This is a genomic window from uncultured Algibacter sp., from assembly GCF_947495925.1.
In the GTDB taxonomy this organism is placed as follows: Bacteria; Bacteroidota; Bacteroidia; order Flavobacteriales; family Flavobacteriaceae; genus Algibacter_E.
Map to the genome: position 1 here is coordinate 1 of NZ_CANMAU010000011.1, position 15,935 is coordinate 15,935.

Sequence of the window (15,935 nt, forward strand, 5' to 3'; positions counted from 1 at the left end):
TTTGTTTGCTAGCTTCTGATTTTCCTTCGGAAAATCCTCGCACACAAACACGCAACTTTCCATATACATAAACGTTGTAAACAATGCTGAAAAACCACTCATACGGAAATGAATATTGATGAATTGACAAATAAAATCAGGAAAGTATCATCTAAAAAAAATGTTCAAGACTTGGCGGAATTAATTCAGCAATGGAAAACAGACGAAACAAATGCGATTGAATTAAAAGAAAATGTTGAACGATATCTTGGAAATGCTTGGATTGACAAAAAAGCGGATTTTGAAAAAGTTTACGGAATGTGGTCGGATTTTAGAGATTCTGTAATTTACGGAATTGGAGGAATGACAATGAACGAAAGACTATATTTATTCGGACTTTTTGATTTATATGATAAAGCGCCAAATAATGCGGAACAAGAAAAATTTTACGCGAAATTAATGGCGAAAAAATAAAAGCACAGTTTACAACAATGTATAAAAATAATTGCTCAATTTTGGGCTTAACCAAAGGTCGTTGCAAGTTTACTACGTCTGATTTTCCTGCGGAAAATCCTCGCACGTAAACCCGCAACTATTCTTATACGAGACCGTTGGCAGTAATTTACAGAAACACTGCAAACGATAAATTCATAGCTTAAATGGACTTCTTAAAAAAAATATTTTCAATTAAGACAAAAGAAAACTCTTTGGCAAGAAAAGAAAGGTATCCTGAGAATTCAAAGGGAGATTTTTATGTAGAGAACCAAGCTTGTATTACTTGTGGCGCACCTGAATCAGTAGCTCCTGACTTGATAGAACATTCTAAACTTGAGCATGGACATTGTTATTTTAAAAGGCAACCTACAACAGCAGACGAATTAGACAGAGCTATTAGCGCAATGCAAGTTTCTTGTATCGCTGGAGTCAGATATGGCGGAAAAGACCAAGAGATACTTAAAAGACTATCTGATTTGAATTTGCAAGCAGAATGTGATTACACTTTGACAGAGGTACTTAAAGAATACAATGAAAGTGATAAACAGAAATAAAAAAACTACTGCCAACAATGTATAAAAATAATTGCTACATTGTGCTTAATCAAAGGTCGTTGCACGTTTGCTACGTCTGATTTTCCTTCGGAAAATCCTCGCACGCAAACCCGCAACTATTCTTATACGAGACCGTTGTAGCACATTTGAGAAACTATGAAACCTGAATTAAAATATATCGAATTGAAAAGCGGATTTGGAGATACTGGACCTGCTTGGATTGGAATGGCGGAATTCTCAAAATCTGGTCGAACTGTGTATTTTAATGGAAAAGCTCTTAAAAACTCAAATGCACAAGGAATCGCTGGAAACTACTATGACATAGAAAAAGGAGATGAATATTGGATTTCCGGAATAAAGAAAAACGGAACTGACCGACATTGGGCTGGAGGCGGAAAAATAATGATTGACCGAAATATTGTAAACTTATATTTAAGTCTGGTTGACTTCAATGTGTTGGACAAAAACCGATTTGAATTAGTTGACATTTTACCAACTGATAAAGAAAAGTTTGCGGAAATGGAAAATCAAAAATTAAACTAAAAATTGTGTTGAAAAAGAATACAAACGTTGTTTTAGGTTTAATTCAAATGATATTGTCTGTATACTGGATTTATGAAATGATATCTCTTTATTATAAATATCATTATACAGATATTCTATTCGCTTTTATGTATCCAGATTGGGTTTTGTTTTTAAATATATTCCTATGCTTAATCAATATATTTTACGGAATAAAATTAATTCGGAATAAAATATCACTTAAAAAAAGTTATGGTTTTTTCGGAATTTCTTTAGTAATTGGAATTTTAATTAACAACTTTTATTATCTAATTTAGAATAAAAACGTGCTACAACAACGTATAAAATTAATTGCTTGGTACGAGCCTGCTTACGAAAATCCTCGCGGATTTTCTATTCGGTTTGTATTTGCTAAATTAGGTGCTTAAACAACGCAACTAATCTTATACAAGACCGTTGTGCAACATTTGACAAAAACCGAGTGAAAGACAAAAATCATATCCTTCGATTGATAATTATTTTAGGAATTGGAATATTCCTAACATACAGAATTTATCAATTTCGATTTTCAAACTTTATGTTTGACTCAATCATTTTTGGTGGAATTGCATTAATCGGAATTATTTATTGGCTATGGTCAATTAATAAAGATTTAAAACAGTACAAATTGACTAAAAACAGTGAGTTTTTAATTGGAACAATACTCGGAATTGTCTTTATTGGACTGATTTTAGTGATGAATTGGAAAAATAACTCGGATTTATATAAACCGACTTTAGTTCGTGTTTATTACGATGGAGACTTTAACGGAACAAGTATTGATTTTAAAACTGACGGAACCTATGTTTTCGACAATCACGCAATTGGATTTAGTGATTACACTTACGGAAAGTATCAAATCAACGGACAAATGATTACGTTAGACAAAAAAGAAATTGACAATGTAATTGAGAGTGATTTACTCGAAATCAAAAAGAAGAAAATTAACGGAACTGACAATTCAGAAAACTATTTATTTCAAATTGGAAATAATGGAACTGAAATAAAAAGAGCGACTGAATTTCGAGTTGTTGTGGATAATAGAAAATAAAAACGTTGCACAACAATGTATAAAAATAATGCTAAATTAGTTGCTTAACCAAAGGTTAGTGCAATTTTGTTACGTCTGATTTTCCTGCGGAAAATCCTCGCACACAAAACCGCACTATTCTTATACCAACCGTTGTAAGTAATGCCCAAAACTTTACTTTAAAAAAATGCAAAATGTAGATGAAATACTGAAGATAAAAAATGTCAAGAACACTGCAATTCGAACAATTGTCTTAAGACATCTTTTAAAACAAGATAAAGCACAATCATTAAAAGACATCGAAAACTCATTAATTGAAACTGATAGGAGCTCTATTTTTAGAACTTTAAAAACTTTTGTAGAAAATAAAATTATTCACAGTATCGAAGATGGATCTGGGATGACAAAATACGCTGTTTGCGCTATCGATTGTAATTGTGAACTTAAAGATTTACACTACCATTTTTATTGTAATAATTGCAATAAAACATTTTGCCTCCATGAAGTTCCTTTCAAAAAAATAAAACTTCCTGAAAACTTCAAAATACAAGAAGCTAATATGGTTATTAAGGGACTGTGTAATAACTGCAACAAATAATCTTTGCAATTGAGTTGCACTATAAACTCCTTAAATTTATAGTATCATTAATACGATATTATGAAAATTTATATTTCCACACCTAAGAAATTAAAGCCTTATTTTAATTCAGAAATAGAAAAATACAAGTCTGAAAATATTTCTGGTAATTTAACAAAAGCTTGGAATCATTTAGAACGTGCTCACATATTAGGACAAAAATATCCTTATCCACACACTTTAGCACATTGGAAAATGCTAAAATTTGGATTCAAAATCAAAAGTAAAAAAGAAATTTTTGGTCAGATTCCGAGACTAATAATTGGAGGTGTTAAATCTTTTGTAGGAAAAATTCCAACTGGGAACCCAGGTGGTGCAAATGTCCCCCCATTAAAACCATTTCCCATTGATAAGGAATTACAAGCAATTTTTAAAAAAGTTGAAGTATAAAACAAACTGTTATGAAAAAATCAACATTTGAAATAACCAAAATGGATTGCCCTTCTGAGGAAAATCTAATCCGAATGAAATTGGACGGAATTTCAAGTATTACAAATTTGGATTTTGACATTCCAAATCGAAAACTAACAGTTTTTCACAGCGGAGAAATAGACCAAATCGAAAAGGCCGTTATTGAAATGGGTTTAGGTGGAAAGAAAATCTCGACTGAACAAACCGACCAAACTGAATTTATTGAAAACGTAAACCAGAAAAAATTACTTTTGACTGTCCTCGGAATAAATTTTGCATTTTTCCTAATCGAAATGACAACAGGAATAATCTCAAAATCATTGGGACTGGTTGCTGATAGTATAGATATGCTTGCCGACAGTTTCGTTTACGGAATTAGTTTGTTTGCTGTTGGTGGTACTTTAACAAGAAAAAAGCGAATTGCCAAACTTGCTGGATATTTTCAAATAACACTTGCAATTATTGGATTTGTAGAAGTTTTAAGGAGATTTTTCGGAAACGAGAAACTACCCAACTTTTCGATAATGATTATTGTTTCTATTTTTGCTCTTATCGCTAACGGAATATGTCTTTATATTTTACAAAAGTCAAAAAGCAAGGAAGAAGCACATATGAAAGCAAGTATGATTTTCACTTCAAACGATGTGATTATCAATTTAGGAGTAATTACAGCTGGACTTTTGGTAAATTGGTTGAGTTCAAGCAAACCTGATTTGATTATAGGAACAATCGTTTTTGTTTTGGTAATTCAAGGTGCTTTCCGAATTTTAAAGTTAAGCAAATAACAAATCACTACTTACAACAATCGCTATGCGTAATGCGGGTTTTGTTGTTTAAAGTAAAGTCTCTACTCCTATTCCACTCGCATTGTTTATATTTATGACAAAAATTAACAAAATATAAAACAAGGCTCGTTTACAACCGTGCGAGGATTGAAAACTTTCGATTCCAATCTCCCGCACTACGCATAGCCTAAACCGTTATATGCAAATAAATTTTAACTTTTAAAAAACTGAATATTATGAAATTAAATTATTTGACTTTTGGATTAGTTGTATTACTAGGCATCTCTTCCTGTAGTAAAGACGAAGATCCAACTCCGGATCCTATCACTAAAGCCAACATTCTTGGCTCCGTTAACTTGTTTGACGAAGGAGTAACGCAAATTGACAATTCAAATATGACTGTGAGCATTGACGGAACCACATTTTCTGTATCAACAGATGTGAATGGTGATTTTGAATTAACCGATATCCCATTTGGTTCTTACACAATTGTTTACGAAAAATCAGGGTATGGAACATTCAAAAAGTTCGATATCGAACACAAAAACACTGGGTCGTCTACTGTGATTATGAATACCCCCTCTCTAGGTCAAAAATCTTCAACTTCTATTACCAATCTGACTTTAAGTTCAAGTTCCAATTTCCCGGCTATAATTAGTGCTACTACTGAACCTGAAGCCAATAATGCTAATCCAAAGTATATTAGATATTTCTTTTCAACAGACCCTTCTATAAGTAGTGAAAACTATGAATATGCAATTGAAACTTTTCAAGTTAATAATACACCCTATAATTATAATTTGAGTCAAGAAGCTATTGATGTGCTAGGATATACTAGCGGAACTACGGTTTATGTAAAGTGCTATGGAGAATCTTATTATGGTAATAACTATCCTGACCCAAGTTTAGCTAAAGATATTTTTCCAAATTTAAATCCAAACTCAGCTTCTGCTGTATCCTTTGTAGTGCCGTAAAAAATGTCAGCATATAACAGTGTATATAGTATATGGCGGGTAAAGTTTAATATATGAGCTATTAAGTATTTAATCAACTTTATGGTAAGTTGAAAAATGCTGCTTTGAAAACCGCCACATACCATATACTTATCGTTGTGTGTCATTAAAAATCACTCAAATCCAATAGAATGACGGAAAAATCAGAAAAAAACTTATTTGGAGAATCCGTTAAGAAGAGAAAAAGAAAATCTCGATTAGAAAGCTCACTTGAAAAGTATGACAGAGAATCATTCGAGGAAAGACTTGAGCGACTTAAATATTTGAATAAAATATTCCCAAAAGATTTCGGAATTTTAGCTGACCCAGAAACTGTATATGTTTTTGGAGAAGCGAAAATGGCATTTATTAACGGAGAATTTATTTCGACAATTTTGCTTTCGCAGGCATTTATAGAAAGAAAGTTACAACTTCATTACCAATCTTTAGGATTAGAAAATATTGCAAAGAGAGGCTTAAAAGCTATTGTAAATCATGCGAAAAAGAATAACATATTACATGAATATCTGATTGAGCGAATTGACGTTTTACGAAAAAGAAGAAACCCTTTTTCTCATGTTAAACCGACTGAACATGAATTTAATTTGACCCAAAGAATGATGTCTGACTTGAAATCGGACAAAAAATATAGACAGCCATTTGAAATCATGACTGATGATGCAAAAGAGGCTATTTCATTAATGTATACGATATTTATAACCGAATTAAAAAAATAACGCCACACAACAACGTGTATAATTAATTGCTTTGGTCGTTGTTTATTTGGAAAATTCCTTCGGAATTTTCTCGCGTTCGTTTTTGTTTACTAAATTAGTTGCTGAAACACGCAACTAACCATACACAAAACCGTTGTGCTTAATGCGGAAACCAAGAAAATTAACTTATGGCATCATATAAAAAGTCACCTTTAGAAAAACTAAAAACCAAGCTGAATAGGCTGACTTCCGAGCCAGAAATAAAGGAACAGAACAAAAAAATTAAGGTCAGGAATAAAATACTTTTAGAATATTCTTCACGTCTAATAAAATATTCCAAACGCAGATATTACCCTAGTAAAATTGATGATTTAGTTGAAGAATATTTTATTGTCAAAATCCCTCTAAATCACAAAAACTTAAATCTTCTCGGTTCAAATCCAATCAATCCACCATTTGGAGCTCGGAAAATTATTGATTTGTTTCGAAATGTTAGTACTACTCTTTTTGATTCAATAACCATTGGTGCTACCCAAAATAAAATTTCAGGAAATGCAATCTCAATTACTAAAGAATTATATGATACAATTCTAAAAATTGACAAAGAAGAAGGGAAAGACAAAAAAGCTAGATTTACAAGTAGAATTGCACCATTTTTAAAGTCTGATTATGCTATAACTGTCCCTAGTTCTTCGGTTGGCAGAAATTACTCTCTATTACTTAAGGAAATGATTGCAAGTGGAGAATTAACAAAAACTGACTTAATTGCTCTTTCTGACAAACTTGATTCTGGAGAAACCAATCAAGTGATTATTGAAAAGCAAGTTAAAAAACAAGTCAAATGGTTAATAGAAACAATTGAAGAACTTCTTGAGGACACAAATTTAAATGCTACAAAAGCAAAAGATTTTGGAAAAGAAAAATTTGGATATAGTAAAGCGAGTATAACTGGTCCAGAACATCTTATTGAAAAGATATTAAGTGATTATGGTCAGTTTACTTTATTCGGAGTTCCTGCATTGTTGAATACCGACAAGTATGTGCTTACAACGGGTTCTCAATCAAGGTCACAATTTGATTTGATTTTAATAACTCACTTAGGAGATATTGAAGTCGTTGAATTAAAAAGGACTGATGAAACAATTTTAGATTATGACAGTAGTAGAGGTAAATTCTATCCATCTAAAAGTCTGTCCATAGCAGTTGCACAAGCGGAAAGGTATATTACAGCTGTAACGAAAGACAATGACGAAGAATACAAAATTGATGGTAAAAAAATAAGAGAGTATATAAACGAACAAGTTGGAGGAACAACATTTATAGAAACAGTAAGACCTACTGCATTAATTCTTATTGGTTCGTGGGAAACTCTGACAAAAGATTATAATAAATTAACCGCTGAAACTAGAAAAAAAGTTTCAGAATCTGATTATAACGATAATGGTCTTAGAGCATATCGTGAAATCAAAAATTCATATCGAAATCTTAAAGTTCTGAATTATTCCGAGTTATTAGAACACGCAAGAACTCGATTGGAAATTATGAAAAGTGAATAAAGCACTAAGCACAACAACGTATATAAAACATAGCTATTACAGGCTTTCAAAGAGTTTTGTGTGTATTTGCAAAGACCGTCAAATTTTTAAATTTGGCTTTTAGTAAAATAAAGAGAAAAAGAAAAATTTAAAAATTCGGCTTGTGTATAATCCGAAAAGTCAGCGTCTTTTTACACGCTACGTTTCATATACAAGACCGTTGGGCACAATATGAACGAACATCGAATGAAATATATAATTATCGGAATTTTATTTATCTCAACTTCAGTTTTTGGACAGGAGTTCAATTTTGACATTCATAATACTTTACTCGCTGAATATTTAAAAATGGAAGAAAGTTTGGGAAGCGAAAAAATTCCGACAACCTCAAATCACGTTTCCTTTGGCGGAAATGCCCAACCAATTAAATATTTACGAAAAGAGAAAGTAATTCCTGACTTAACTACTTTTTACTTTTTCAAAAAAGCGGATTCAACAATGTCTTACGTTCTTTACGAATGGGACGTTTACAATTTTGAAAAACAAGACAATAATCAAAAATCAGAGAAGTTTCAAAAAGCACTAATTGCTAAATACAAAGGACTGAAATCAGATATTTCAAAAAACTTTGGTCAACCTAAAGTAAAGAAGAATTATTCAAACATTAGTCGATTGGATTCCATCAATACTTTTGTAGAAAGTTCAACTTGGAAACCGAATGATAGTACAGAAATAGAAATGTATGCAACTATTTCCAACTATTACGAGAAAAGAGGTGCAAGCACAATAAATCCAGTTCATCGAATAAGACTTTATATCAGAAATCAAGCAAAGGAAAAGGAAAAAGAAATCCCAAAACTTGACGAGAATAAGTTAACTGAATTGGAAAAAATTAAGACTAACTTTTTTACTGCTTTAAAAGCAAAAGATTTACCGAAATCAAAAGAGTTTCTATCGGACTTAATACTTGAAAAAGTTACTGACGAACAGATTAATATACTGATAGAAAATATCAACTTTAACAAACAAACGGAATTGATTTACAGCGGAATTCAAATGGGACTCGATGGAAGTTTATTTACACTACTTCAGTATAAATATTCGGACGACAATTCAAGTCCGCCAAATGAAATGATAAAGTTGATTTTTGACGATAAAGACAAAGTTGTAGGAATACAACCAATTAAAATGCAAAGTAAAATAACTGATTAAAAAATACTGTGCCCAACAATGGCTATAAGTAATTGCTTGTTCTCGCCTACTTCTGAAAATCCTCTCGGATTTTCAGTTTGGTGTGTACTTGCTAAGTTAAGTGCTAACCCACGCAACTACTCATAGCCGAGACCGTTGTGTACAATATTGACCAAACTAACGAATGATAATAAAATTTTCCGAGAAGTTTAAAGAAAAAAATGACTCTGATTTGTTTCAGATTGTTGAAAACCCGAGTTCATACCAAAAAGAGGCAGTGCTTGCGGCAATACTCGAATTAGAAAGTAGAGAACTTGGGACTGAAAAAACAATTGATTTAAAAAACAAAATTCAAAACCAAATTGACCTCAATAAACAACAAGCAAATAAATCAAATGAATCGAAAACCCCATCTGATTTACCGAAGTCGATTTCTAATTCAGCTAAATTAATTTATGCCTCGATTGCGTTGGGAATTGTCAACCCAATAATCGTCCAACTGACAACAGATGTAGACAATTTTGGCAATCCATTAAATCTTGCAATAATTTTAATAAGTACAGGAACTTTAGCTTTTTTAGGTTACAATATAAATCTCGGAAAAAATTGGGCGAGAATTGTTTTCACAGTTTTGTGTGGACTTGGATTTCTAATGTTCGCATTGGTTATTCCAGAAACATTTAGACTGAACCCGATTGTTGGAATTGTATCTGCGATTCAAGCGATTTTACAATTATTTGCAATTATTTTATTGTTTAAAACTGATTCTAGAACTTGGTATCGGAATAAAAAGACAGAATGAAAAAAATACTGTACACAACACCGTATAAAAATAATGCGTAAGTTTATTCCTAAATCAAAAGTTAGTGCTTGTTTGCTTGCATCTGATTTTCCTTCGGAAAATCCTCGCACTCAAACTACGCACTATTCTTATACGTAATCGTTGTACACAATACCCCAAAAATGCCGAGAATCGAACTTAAGACTGAAATAAAAGCCGACAGAAACATCGTGTTTGACTTGTCGCGAAGTATCGATTTGCACAAAATATCAACCGAGCAAACTAATGAAGAAGCAATTGCTGGAAAAACAAGCGGTTTAATCGGAATGAATGAAAGCGTTACTTGGCGAGCAAAACACTTTGGAATCTATCAAAAACTGACTTCCAAAATAACGGAATATGATAGACCGAATTACTTTGCGGACGAAATGGTTAAAGGAGCGTTTGCGAAATTTAAACACGAACATCACTTTGCGGAATCGAATGGCGGAACTTTGATGACTGACTTTTTTGACTATAAATCACCTTTGGGGATTTTAGGAAAGTTAGCGGACAAGCTCTTTCTGAAAAAGTATATGACTGAATTACTAATTGAAAGAAACCGAATTGTAAGAGAGTTTGCGGAATCTGAAAAATGGAAAGAAATTATAAATGAATAAAGTACTGTGTACAACAATGTATAACCGCAATTACGGCGGATTCGACTACGTCCGAATCCACTCGGAATTGCTAACGTCTGTGCTAAACCGAAAATAATCGCTAATTTAACCCGTAACTGACGGTTATACGAGACCGTTACCACACATTTGAAAAAACAGAATGGAGAATAAATTAGTCGGAATATTAAATAAACATACTGAATCTCAAAAGCGGATTTGTGAAAAGTATAACTCTGACTTTACTCAAATTGACGAAAAACTATTCATCGGAGTTGCTACTGACCTTGAACTTGAACCGATAAATGGATTACGACATCCCAAACACGGAAAAATGAACGGATGGTATATTTGGACTGGCGAATGGTCGAATTCTGATGACTTTTTCAAGCCCTTATGTTTAGAGCATTTGATTGAAAGAAAACCTGATATAATAAAATATCTCGGACTTGATGTTGGATTTCGTTTTTTAACTGATAAAAAAGGATATGAAGACGTTTGGTTTGACCAAAATATTACTGAATTAAAATAAAAAACGTGTGGTAACAATGTATAAAAATAATTGCTACTTTAGTGCTTAACCAAAGGTCGTTGCAATTTTGTTACGTCTGATTTTCCTTCGGAAAATCCTCGCACACAAAACCGCAACTATTCTTATACTAGACCGTTGCCAGTAATTTGAGGAATGACGAACTTAACCAGAAGAAAATTTATTAAAAGAGGAATTTTAGCCTCAATTGGATTAGTTCTTTTGGACTCACTTTGGTTTGAGAAATATGTAATTGACTGGAATTACTTTGACATCTCAAAATCGGAAAAAGACAAAATAAAAATCATTCAAATTTCGGATTTACATTTTGACCAATTAAGATACTTTCACAAATCTATTGCAAAAAAAATCAACTCAATAAAACCTGATTTAATATTTATAACTGGAGATTCTGTTGATAAAACAGAAAAAATAAAACCTCTGAATGAATTCCTTGAATTAATTGATAATTCAATTAGAAAGTACGCGATAACTGGAAATTGGGAATATTGGGGAAATGTAAATCTGACAGAACTTAAAAGTATTTATTCTAAAAATAATTGCGAATTATTGATAAACGAGAATAGAACAATTTCAATTAAAAATAGAGAAATCTCAATAATCGGAATTGACGATTTTATTGGTGGAAACGCTGACTTTGGAAAAGCAGTTGAAAATCTAAAAGAAACTGAAACCAATATTGTTTTATCACATTGTCCTGAACACAGAGATATAATAACAGAACAAAAAGGAAATCTAAATATTGATTTAGTACTTTCTGGACATACTCACGGAGGACAAATTACATTTTTAGGAATTGTTCCTTTCAAACCTCAAGGAAGTGGAAAATATTTAAAAGGTTGGTATAAAGAATCCGAACCGAAAATGTACATATCAAAAGGAATAGGAACAAGTATTTTACCAATCCGATTTGGAGCAAGAGCGGAAATGGTAGAAATGGAAATATAAAAACTACTGGCAACAACGTGTATAATTAATTGCTTTGGCAAGTGCTTATTTGGAAAATTCCTTCGGAATTTTCTCTGGCACGTATTTGTTTACTAAATTAGTTGCTTAACCACGCAACTAACCATACACAACAACGTTGTAAGCAATATGAGAGAAACATTCAGCATAGTATTAATCTTCATCGGAATTTCATTCTGTGTTGCTCAAAACGGAGTAATTAACGGAAAAATAATTGCGGAAATTCCTGAAGAAGCGGAATTGATTGCTGAAAACACTAAAGTAATTCTTGAGATAAACGGAATTGAAAAAATCACAGTTCTTGACAAAAATCTGAATTTCTCATTTCGCAATCTAGAGTCTGACTCAATCCGAATTAGAACTGAACCTCACTCATACTTGCGGAATAGAATAATAATCGGATTTTTAAAACCAAATGATACGGTAGAATTAAAAATCCCATATTCATTGTCTTGTAAATATGACAAATCAAAAGAAAATAAAACTTGTCCAGTTTGTAAGAAAGAGGACAAAGTTATTCCGATTTTTTACGGACTAATAGCCGAATTAACAAAAAAAGGAGAAGAGAAAAAAGAAAAAGAATATAAATCTGGTGGATGTGTGACAACAGGCTGTGACCCGAATTGGTATTGTAAAAAAGATGAAATTGAATTCTAAAAAATACTGCTTACAACACCGTATATAAAAAATTGCTGGTGTTGGGCTTAAATAAAGGTCGTTGCTTGTTTTGTTACGTCTGAATTTCCTTCGGAAATTCCTCTCACACAAAACCGCAACTTTCCATATACCAAACCGTTGTAAAACATTTGAAAAAAGTCCTGAACATATCATTAATTATTCTCGGATTTGTGAGTTTAATACTAATCGGAATATTGATTTTTATAGGAACTTCTATGGGGGAAAAAGCCGATAATTATGACTTTGCTGAAAAGAAAATTGCGAAAACTGAATCAAGAATTGAAAAGAGAATTCTTTTCGTTTTCCATACAGAAATCGCTAAACCAATTATGGAATATGAATTAGTTATTTCAGATAATGACTCAATAACCAAATACTACTATAGGAATTTGAATAATAAAGAGAAAAACATGGAATTCTATTATAACAAAGTATCTGAACAATTGACTTTTGCATTTGACAAGTTCATTCTCTCTCATAAAATTGAGTACCAAAATCAGGAAATACACGAATCTAATTTTGGGAATTATATATTAAAAGAATCTTATGACGACGCCACTGGACCATTGTTATTCAATCCAGAATATGGAATTTTAGGAATCGGAAACAGCTATGGACCTCAATTTGTTTATTTACCGAATTCTAATCTTGAATTGGCAAAAGAAGTCATTAATGAATTGCATAAATAAAAACGTTTTACAACACCGTATAAAAATAATGCGTAAGTTTATTCCTAAATCTAAAGTTAGCGCTTGTTTGCTTGCATCTGATTTTCCTTCGGAAAATCCTCGCACTCAAACTACGCACTATTCTTATACCAACACGTTACCTGCAATTTGAAAAAAGCAATCTACATATCAATTTTACTGACTTTAGGAATTTGGAACTTTTCATTTTCTCAAAAAACGGAAGTGGAAAAATATTATGTTCGAGTTGACACGGCTTTCGTAACGGAATTGAAAAAAGCGTATGAAATATCGAAAGAGGAATTAATAAAAACCTTGGAAGTCAAAAACGAAAGACGCGAGAATTTAGGCTTTGGCTATCAATTAAAACAAAGTGGAAAAGGTCTTGGGAGTATGACAATTAATTATCAGATTTTGTATTACAAAAACGAAATTGTTTCTTATCAACTAACAACACGCATTCCGAATAAATCAAAGAGACTAAAAAGGCTTTACAAGGAAAAACTATCTACTCTTTTCAAAGTTAATGAAGATTATAAAGTGGAACCAATCTATTTCGGAATTGATAACTCAATCGAGCCGTTAACTGGAATTGAAAAACGGAATAACGACAATCTGAATGAAATAATGAGTCCTTTCTCGTCCATAATTTTTGGAAATTATTGCGGAGAAAGTATGACTTTAATGAACAATAGAAAGTTATTTGACCAAATAGTTGAGAGTGGCAATTGCGAATATTTACTGTACAGTAAAAATCCAGCAACTCGATTAATGGCTGTTGAATTTTATTACTGTAATCTGACTGAATTTAGCGATACACAGAAAAAATCGATTGAAACTAGAATTACGGAATTGAACAGAAAACCAATGCTGACAAGAACTTGTTCTGGTTGTATAATTGGAGGAGAATTAACAGAAAAAATAATAACGGAATTGAAAAACTGCAGGTAACAATGGCTATAAGTAATTGCTTGTTCTCGCCTACTTCTGAAAATCCTATCGGATTTTCAGTTTGGTACATACTTGCAAAGTTAAGTACTAACCCACGCAACTACTCATAGCCTAACCGTTATGTGCAAGCTGAGGAATGAAACCAACTGAAAAGGAAATAAGAAACTTCATTAAAAGAATTCCTACCGAAGTTCGGAAAATGAATTACGAACAATTGGTTCAATTATGCAATATTTTCATTCCTCGTATTCCAATACTTCCATTGAGATTTGAGAATGAACCTTTCTTTTTTGGACAAAGAGAATTTAGCGGATGGAATTTGATTTATCGAGGTAGAAAAATAAATAATCCTGAAAACCGTCCTCATCCGAAAATTTCTGACATCAATTACATTCAAGATATTGATTTACATAAAATCAAAGAATTCGGTAGAGTAAATAAAAAAGAGGAATCTATGTTTTATGGAGCTATTGGTTATCCAACAGCTTGTTTTGAAACTTTATCAAAAGGTATTGATTTTAAAAATATGGGCTCTGGAATGGTATCTGTTGGAACTTGGAAAATCAATAAACCATTAAAAATTGTTCAATTACCCTTTTCAAAAAAGTACTGGAATAAATTAAATGATATTACAGACTTCAATTTAGTAAAAACTTCTGACGAGAAAATTGAAAAGCAAAATGAACAAATAAGAGAACTTATAAAAACTGATTTGGACTTTGAAATATTGACACTTTTTGGAGATGCGTTTGCAAATTTTGAAATAAAATGTGAACAGGATTATTACCTGTCAAATTATTACAAAGACAGAATATTTAATAAAGTTAAAGGCTTTAAAGTTTCCGAAAATTTTGACGCCATACTTTATCCAAGTGTTCCAAATTCTTATGAATCTGATAATATAGTTATTAAACCAGAAGCGGTTGATTCAAAATTGGAATTTATTGAGGCAATGCAAGTTTGGGTTGTACACCATAAACAATCAACTGGAAATGTAGAATTCATCCCAATTGAACAAAAGGTTGATGTCGATGATAATGGAATGTTAAAATGGAGATAAAGCCAGCACATAACACCGTGTATAATTAATTGCTTTGGCAAGTGACTACTTGGAAAATTCCTTCGGAATTTTCTCGCGTTCGTTTTTGTTTACTAAATTAGTTGCTGAAACACGCAACTAACCATACACAAACACGTTGTGCAACATATCCAAAACAACTCTGAAAACCATTTGAATTGAATAAAATAAAAGCCTTCATATTAGTATTTATTTTCGGAATTGTTGGTTGCGAAAAAATGAATTCGGACGGAACTGAAAAACGGATTGCGGAAAGAATAGCAAAACACATAATTGAAAAAGACTCTCTGAAAAATTACACATATTCTAGAGGCGTCTTTTTACATATTAAATTGGAGAGATTAAATGACAAAAATTACAAAACGCTCATTTCATTAAATGGATTAAAATCAAAGTCAACTGAATTTCGTACTGAAAGAATTAATATAGATGGATTCGAAACTATTATTTACTATGACAAATCAAAATCGGAATATAATTTACCTGAACCATTTTTTGTTCCCGATTCTAAAGGTTGGAGCTTTTTAGCGGAATTAATTGAGAACGAAATAGTTTTAAGTAAACTGGAATTGGTGATATCGATTGATAAAAACGAAACTGAAGAATTAGATGAGATTGACTTTTAAAAAAATACGTTGCACAACAATGTATAACCGCAATTACGGCGGATTCGACTACGTCCGAATCCACTCGGAATTGCTAA

Annotated in this window: 20 protein-coding genes; all 20 read left to right on the top strand. The window is 32.0% G+C overall.

The window, feature by feature from the left end; translation table 11 throughout:
- The first annotated feature begins 108 nt into the window (after positions 1–108).
- The 20 genes from Q0857_RS16410 to Q0857_RS16505 all read left to right on the top strand — a co-directional run bounded on the left by Q0857_RS16410 (position 109) and on the right by Q0857_RS16505 (position 15,858).
- Positions 109–453: a hypothetical protein gene (locus Q0857_RS16410; RefSeq protein WP_298537860.1), complete on the top strand. Its 345-nt coding sequence runs from the start codon at positions 109–111 to the stop codon at positions 451–453.
- Between the two features lie 185 nt (positions 454–638).
- Positions 639–1,028 (top strand): ferredoxin, encoded by a 390-nt coding sequence (locus tag Q0857_RS16415; RefSeq protein ID WP_298537862.1) that lies wholly within the window; start codon positions 639–641, stop codon positions 1,026–1,028.
- 156 nt (positions 1,029–1,184) lie between these two features.
- Positions 1,185–1,571: a hypothetical protein gene (locus tag Q0857_RS16420; RefSeq protein ID WP_298537864.1), complete on the top strand. Its 387-nt coding sequence runs from the start codon at positions 1,185–1,187 to the stop codon at positions 1,569–1,571.
- Between the two features lie 556 nt (positions 1,572–2,127).
- Positions 2,128–2,640 carry a hypothetical protein gene (locus Q0857_RS16425; RefSeq protein WP_298537867.1) on the top strand — a complete coding sequence of 171 codons (513 nt, stop codon included), beginning with the start codon at positions 2,128–2,130 and terminating at the stop codon, positions 2,638–2,640.
- A gap of 166 nt (positions 2,641–2,806) precedes the next feature.
- Positions 2,807–3,217, top strand: coding sequence for a Fur family transcriptional regulator (locus Q0857_RS16430; RefSeq protein WP_298537870.1), 411 nt, complete (start codon positions 2,807–2,809; stop codon positions 3,215–3,217).
- Between the two features lie 60 nt (positions 3,218–3,277).
- Positions 3,278–3,646 (top strand): DUF3703 domain-containing protein, encoded by a 369-nt coding sequence (locus Q0857_RS16435; RefSeq protein ID WP_298537873.1) that lies wholly within the window; start codon positions 3,278–3,280, stop codon positions 3,644–3,646.
- Between the two features lie 11 nt (positions 3,647–3,657).
- A complete protein-coding gene (locus Q0857_RS16440; RefSeq protein ID WP_298537876.1) occupies positions 3,658–4,452 on the top strand; it encodes a cation transporter in 795 nt (264 codons plus the stop codon).
- A 236-nt stretch (positions 4,453–4,688) separates the two neighbouring features.
- Entirely contained in the window at positions 4,689–5,426 is a 738-nt protein-coding gene (locus Q0857_RS16445; protein ID WP_298537879.1) for a carboxypeptidase-like regulatory domain-containing protein, read from the top strand.
- A gap of 170 nt (positions 5,427–5,596) precedes the next feature.
- Positions 5,597–6,181 (top strand): hypothetical protein, encoded by a 585-nt coding sequence (locus tag Q0857_RS16450; RefSeq protein ID WP_298537882.1) that lies wholly within the window; start codon positions 5,597–5,599, stop codon positions 6,179–6,181.
- A gap of 167 nt (positions 6,182–6,348) precedes the next feature.
- Positions 6,349–7,716 carry a Shedu anti-phage system protein SduA domain-containing protein gene (locus tag Q0857_RS16455; RefSeq protein WP_298537885.1) on the top strand — a complete coding sequence of 456 codons (1,368 nt, stop codon included), beginning with the start codon at positions 6,349–6,351 and terminating at the stop codon, positions 7,714–7,716.
- Positions 7,717–7,941: 225 nt separating this feature from the next.
- Complete coding sequence (locus Q0857_RS16460) at positions 7,942–8,907, top strand: hypothetical protein (protein ID WP_298537887.1); 966 nt, start codon at positions 7,942–7,944, stop codon at positions 8,905–8,907.
- 163 nt (positions 8,908–9,070) lie between these two features.
- The gene (locus Q0857_RS16465) at positions 9,071–9,688 is read left to right on the top strand and encodes a hypothetical protein (RefSeq protein ID WP_298537890.1); all 618 of its coding nucleotides are present in this window, start codon (positions 9,071–9,073) and stop codon (positions 9,686–9,688) included.
- 161 nt (positions 9,689–9,849) lie between these two features.
- Positions 9,850–10,326, top strand: a complete 477-nt coding sequence (locus tag Q0857_RS16470) for an SRPBCC family protein (protein ID WP_298537893.1) — start codon at positions 9,850–9,852, stop codon at positions 10,324–10,326.
- Positions 10,327–10,486: 160 nt separating this feature from the next.
- Positions 10,487–10,855 (top strand): hypothetical protein, encoded by a 369-nt coding sequence (locus Q0857_RS16475; protein WP_298537896.1) that lies wholly within the window; start codon positions 10,487–10,489, stop codon positions 10,853–10,855.
- 153 nt (positions 10,856–11,008) lie between these two features.
- The gene (locus tag Q0857_RS16480) at positions 11,009–11,821 is read left to right on the top strand and encodes a metallophosphoesterase (protein WP_298537900.1); all 813 of its coding nucleotides are present in this window, start codon (positions 11,009–11,011) and stop codon (positions 11,819–11,821) included.
- 147 nt (positions 11,822–11,968) lie between these two features.
- Positions 11,969–12,496, top strand: a complete 528-nt coding sequence (locus Q0857_RS16485; protein WP_298537905.1) for a hypothetical protein — start codon at positions 11,969–11,971, stop codon at positions 12,494–12,496.
- A 149-nt stretch (positions 12,497–12,645) separates the two neighbouring features.
- Complete coding sequence (locus Q0857_RS16490) at positions 12,646–13,206, top strand: hypothetical protein (RefSeq protein WP_298537908.1); 561 nt, start codon at positions 12,646–12,648, stop codon at positions 13,204–13,206.
- A 147-nt stretch (positions 13,207–13,353) separates the two neighbouring features.
- Entirely contained in the window at positions 13,354–14,154 is an 801-nt protein-coding gene (locus Q0857_RS16495) for a hypothetical protein (RefSeq protein ID WP_298537911.1), read from the top strand.
- Between the two features lie 136 nt (positions 14,155–14,290).
- A complete protein-coding gene (locus tag Q0857_RS16500; protein WP_298537914.1) occupies positions 14,291–15,214 on the top strand; it encodes a hypothetical protein in 924 nt (307 codons plus the stop codon).
- 176 nt (positions 15,215–15,390) lie between these two features.
- Positions 15,391–15,858: a hypothetical protein gene (locus Q0857_RS16505; RefSeq protein WP_298537917.1), complete on the top strand. Its 468-nt coding sequence runs from the start codon at positions 15,391–15,393 to the stop codon at positions 15,856–15,858.
- The last annotated feature ends 77 nt before the right edge of the window (positions 15,859–15,935 follow it).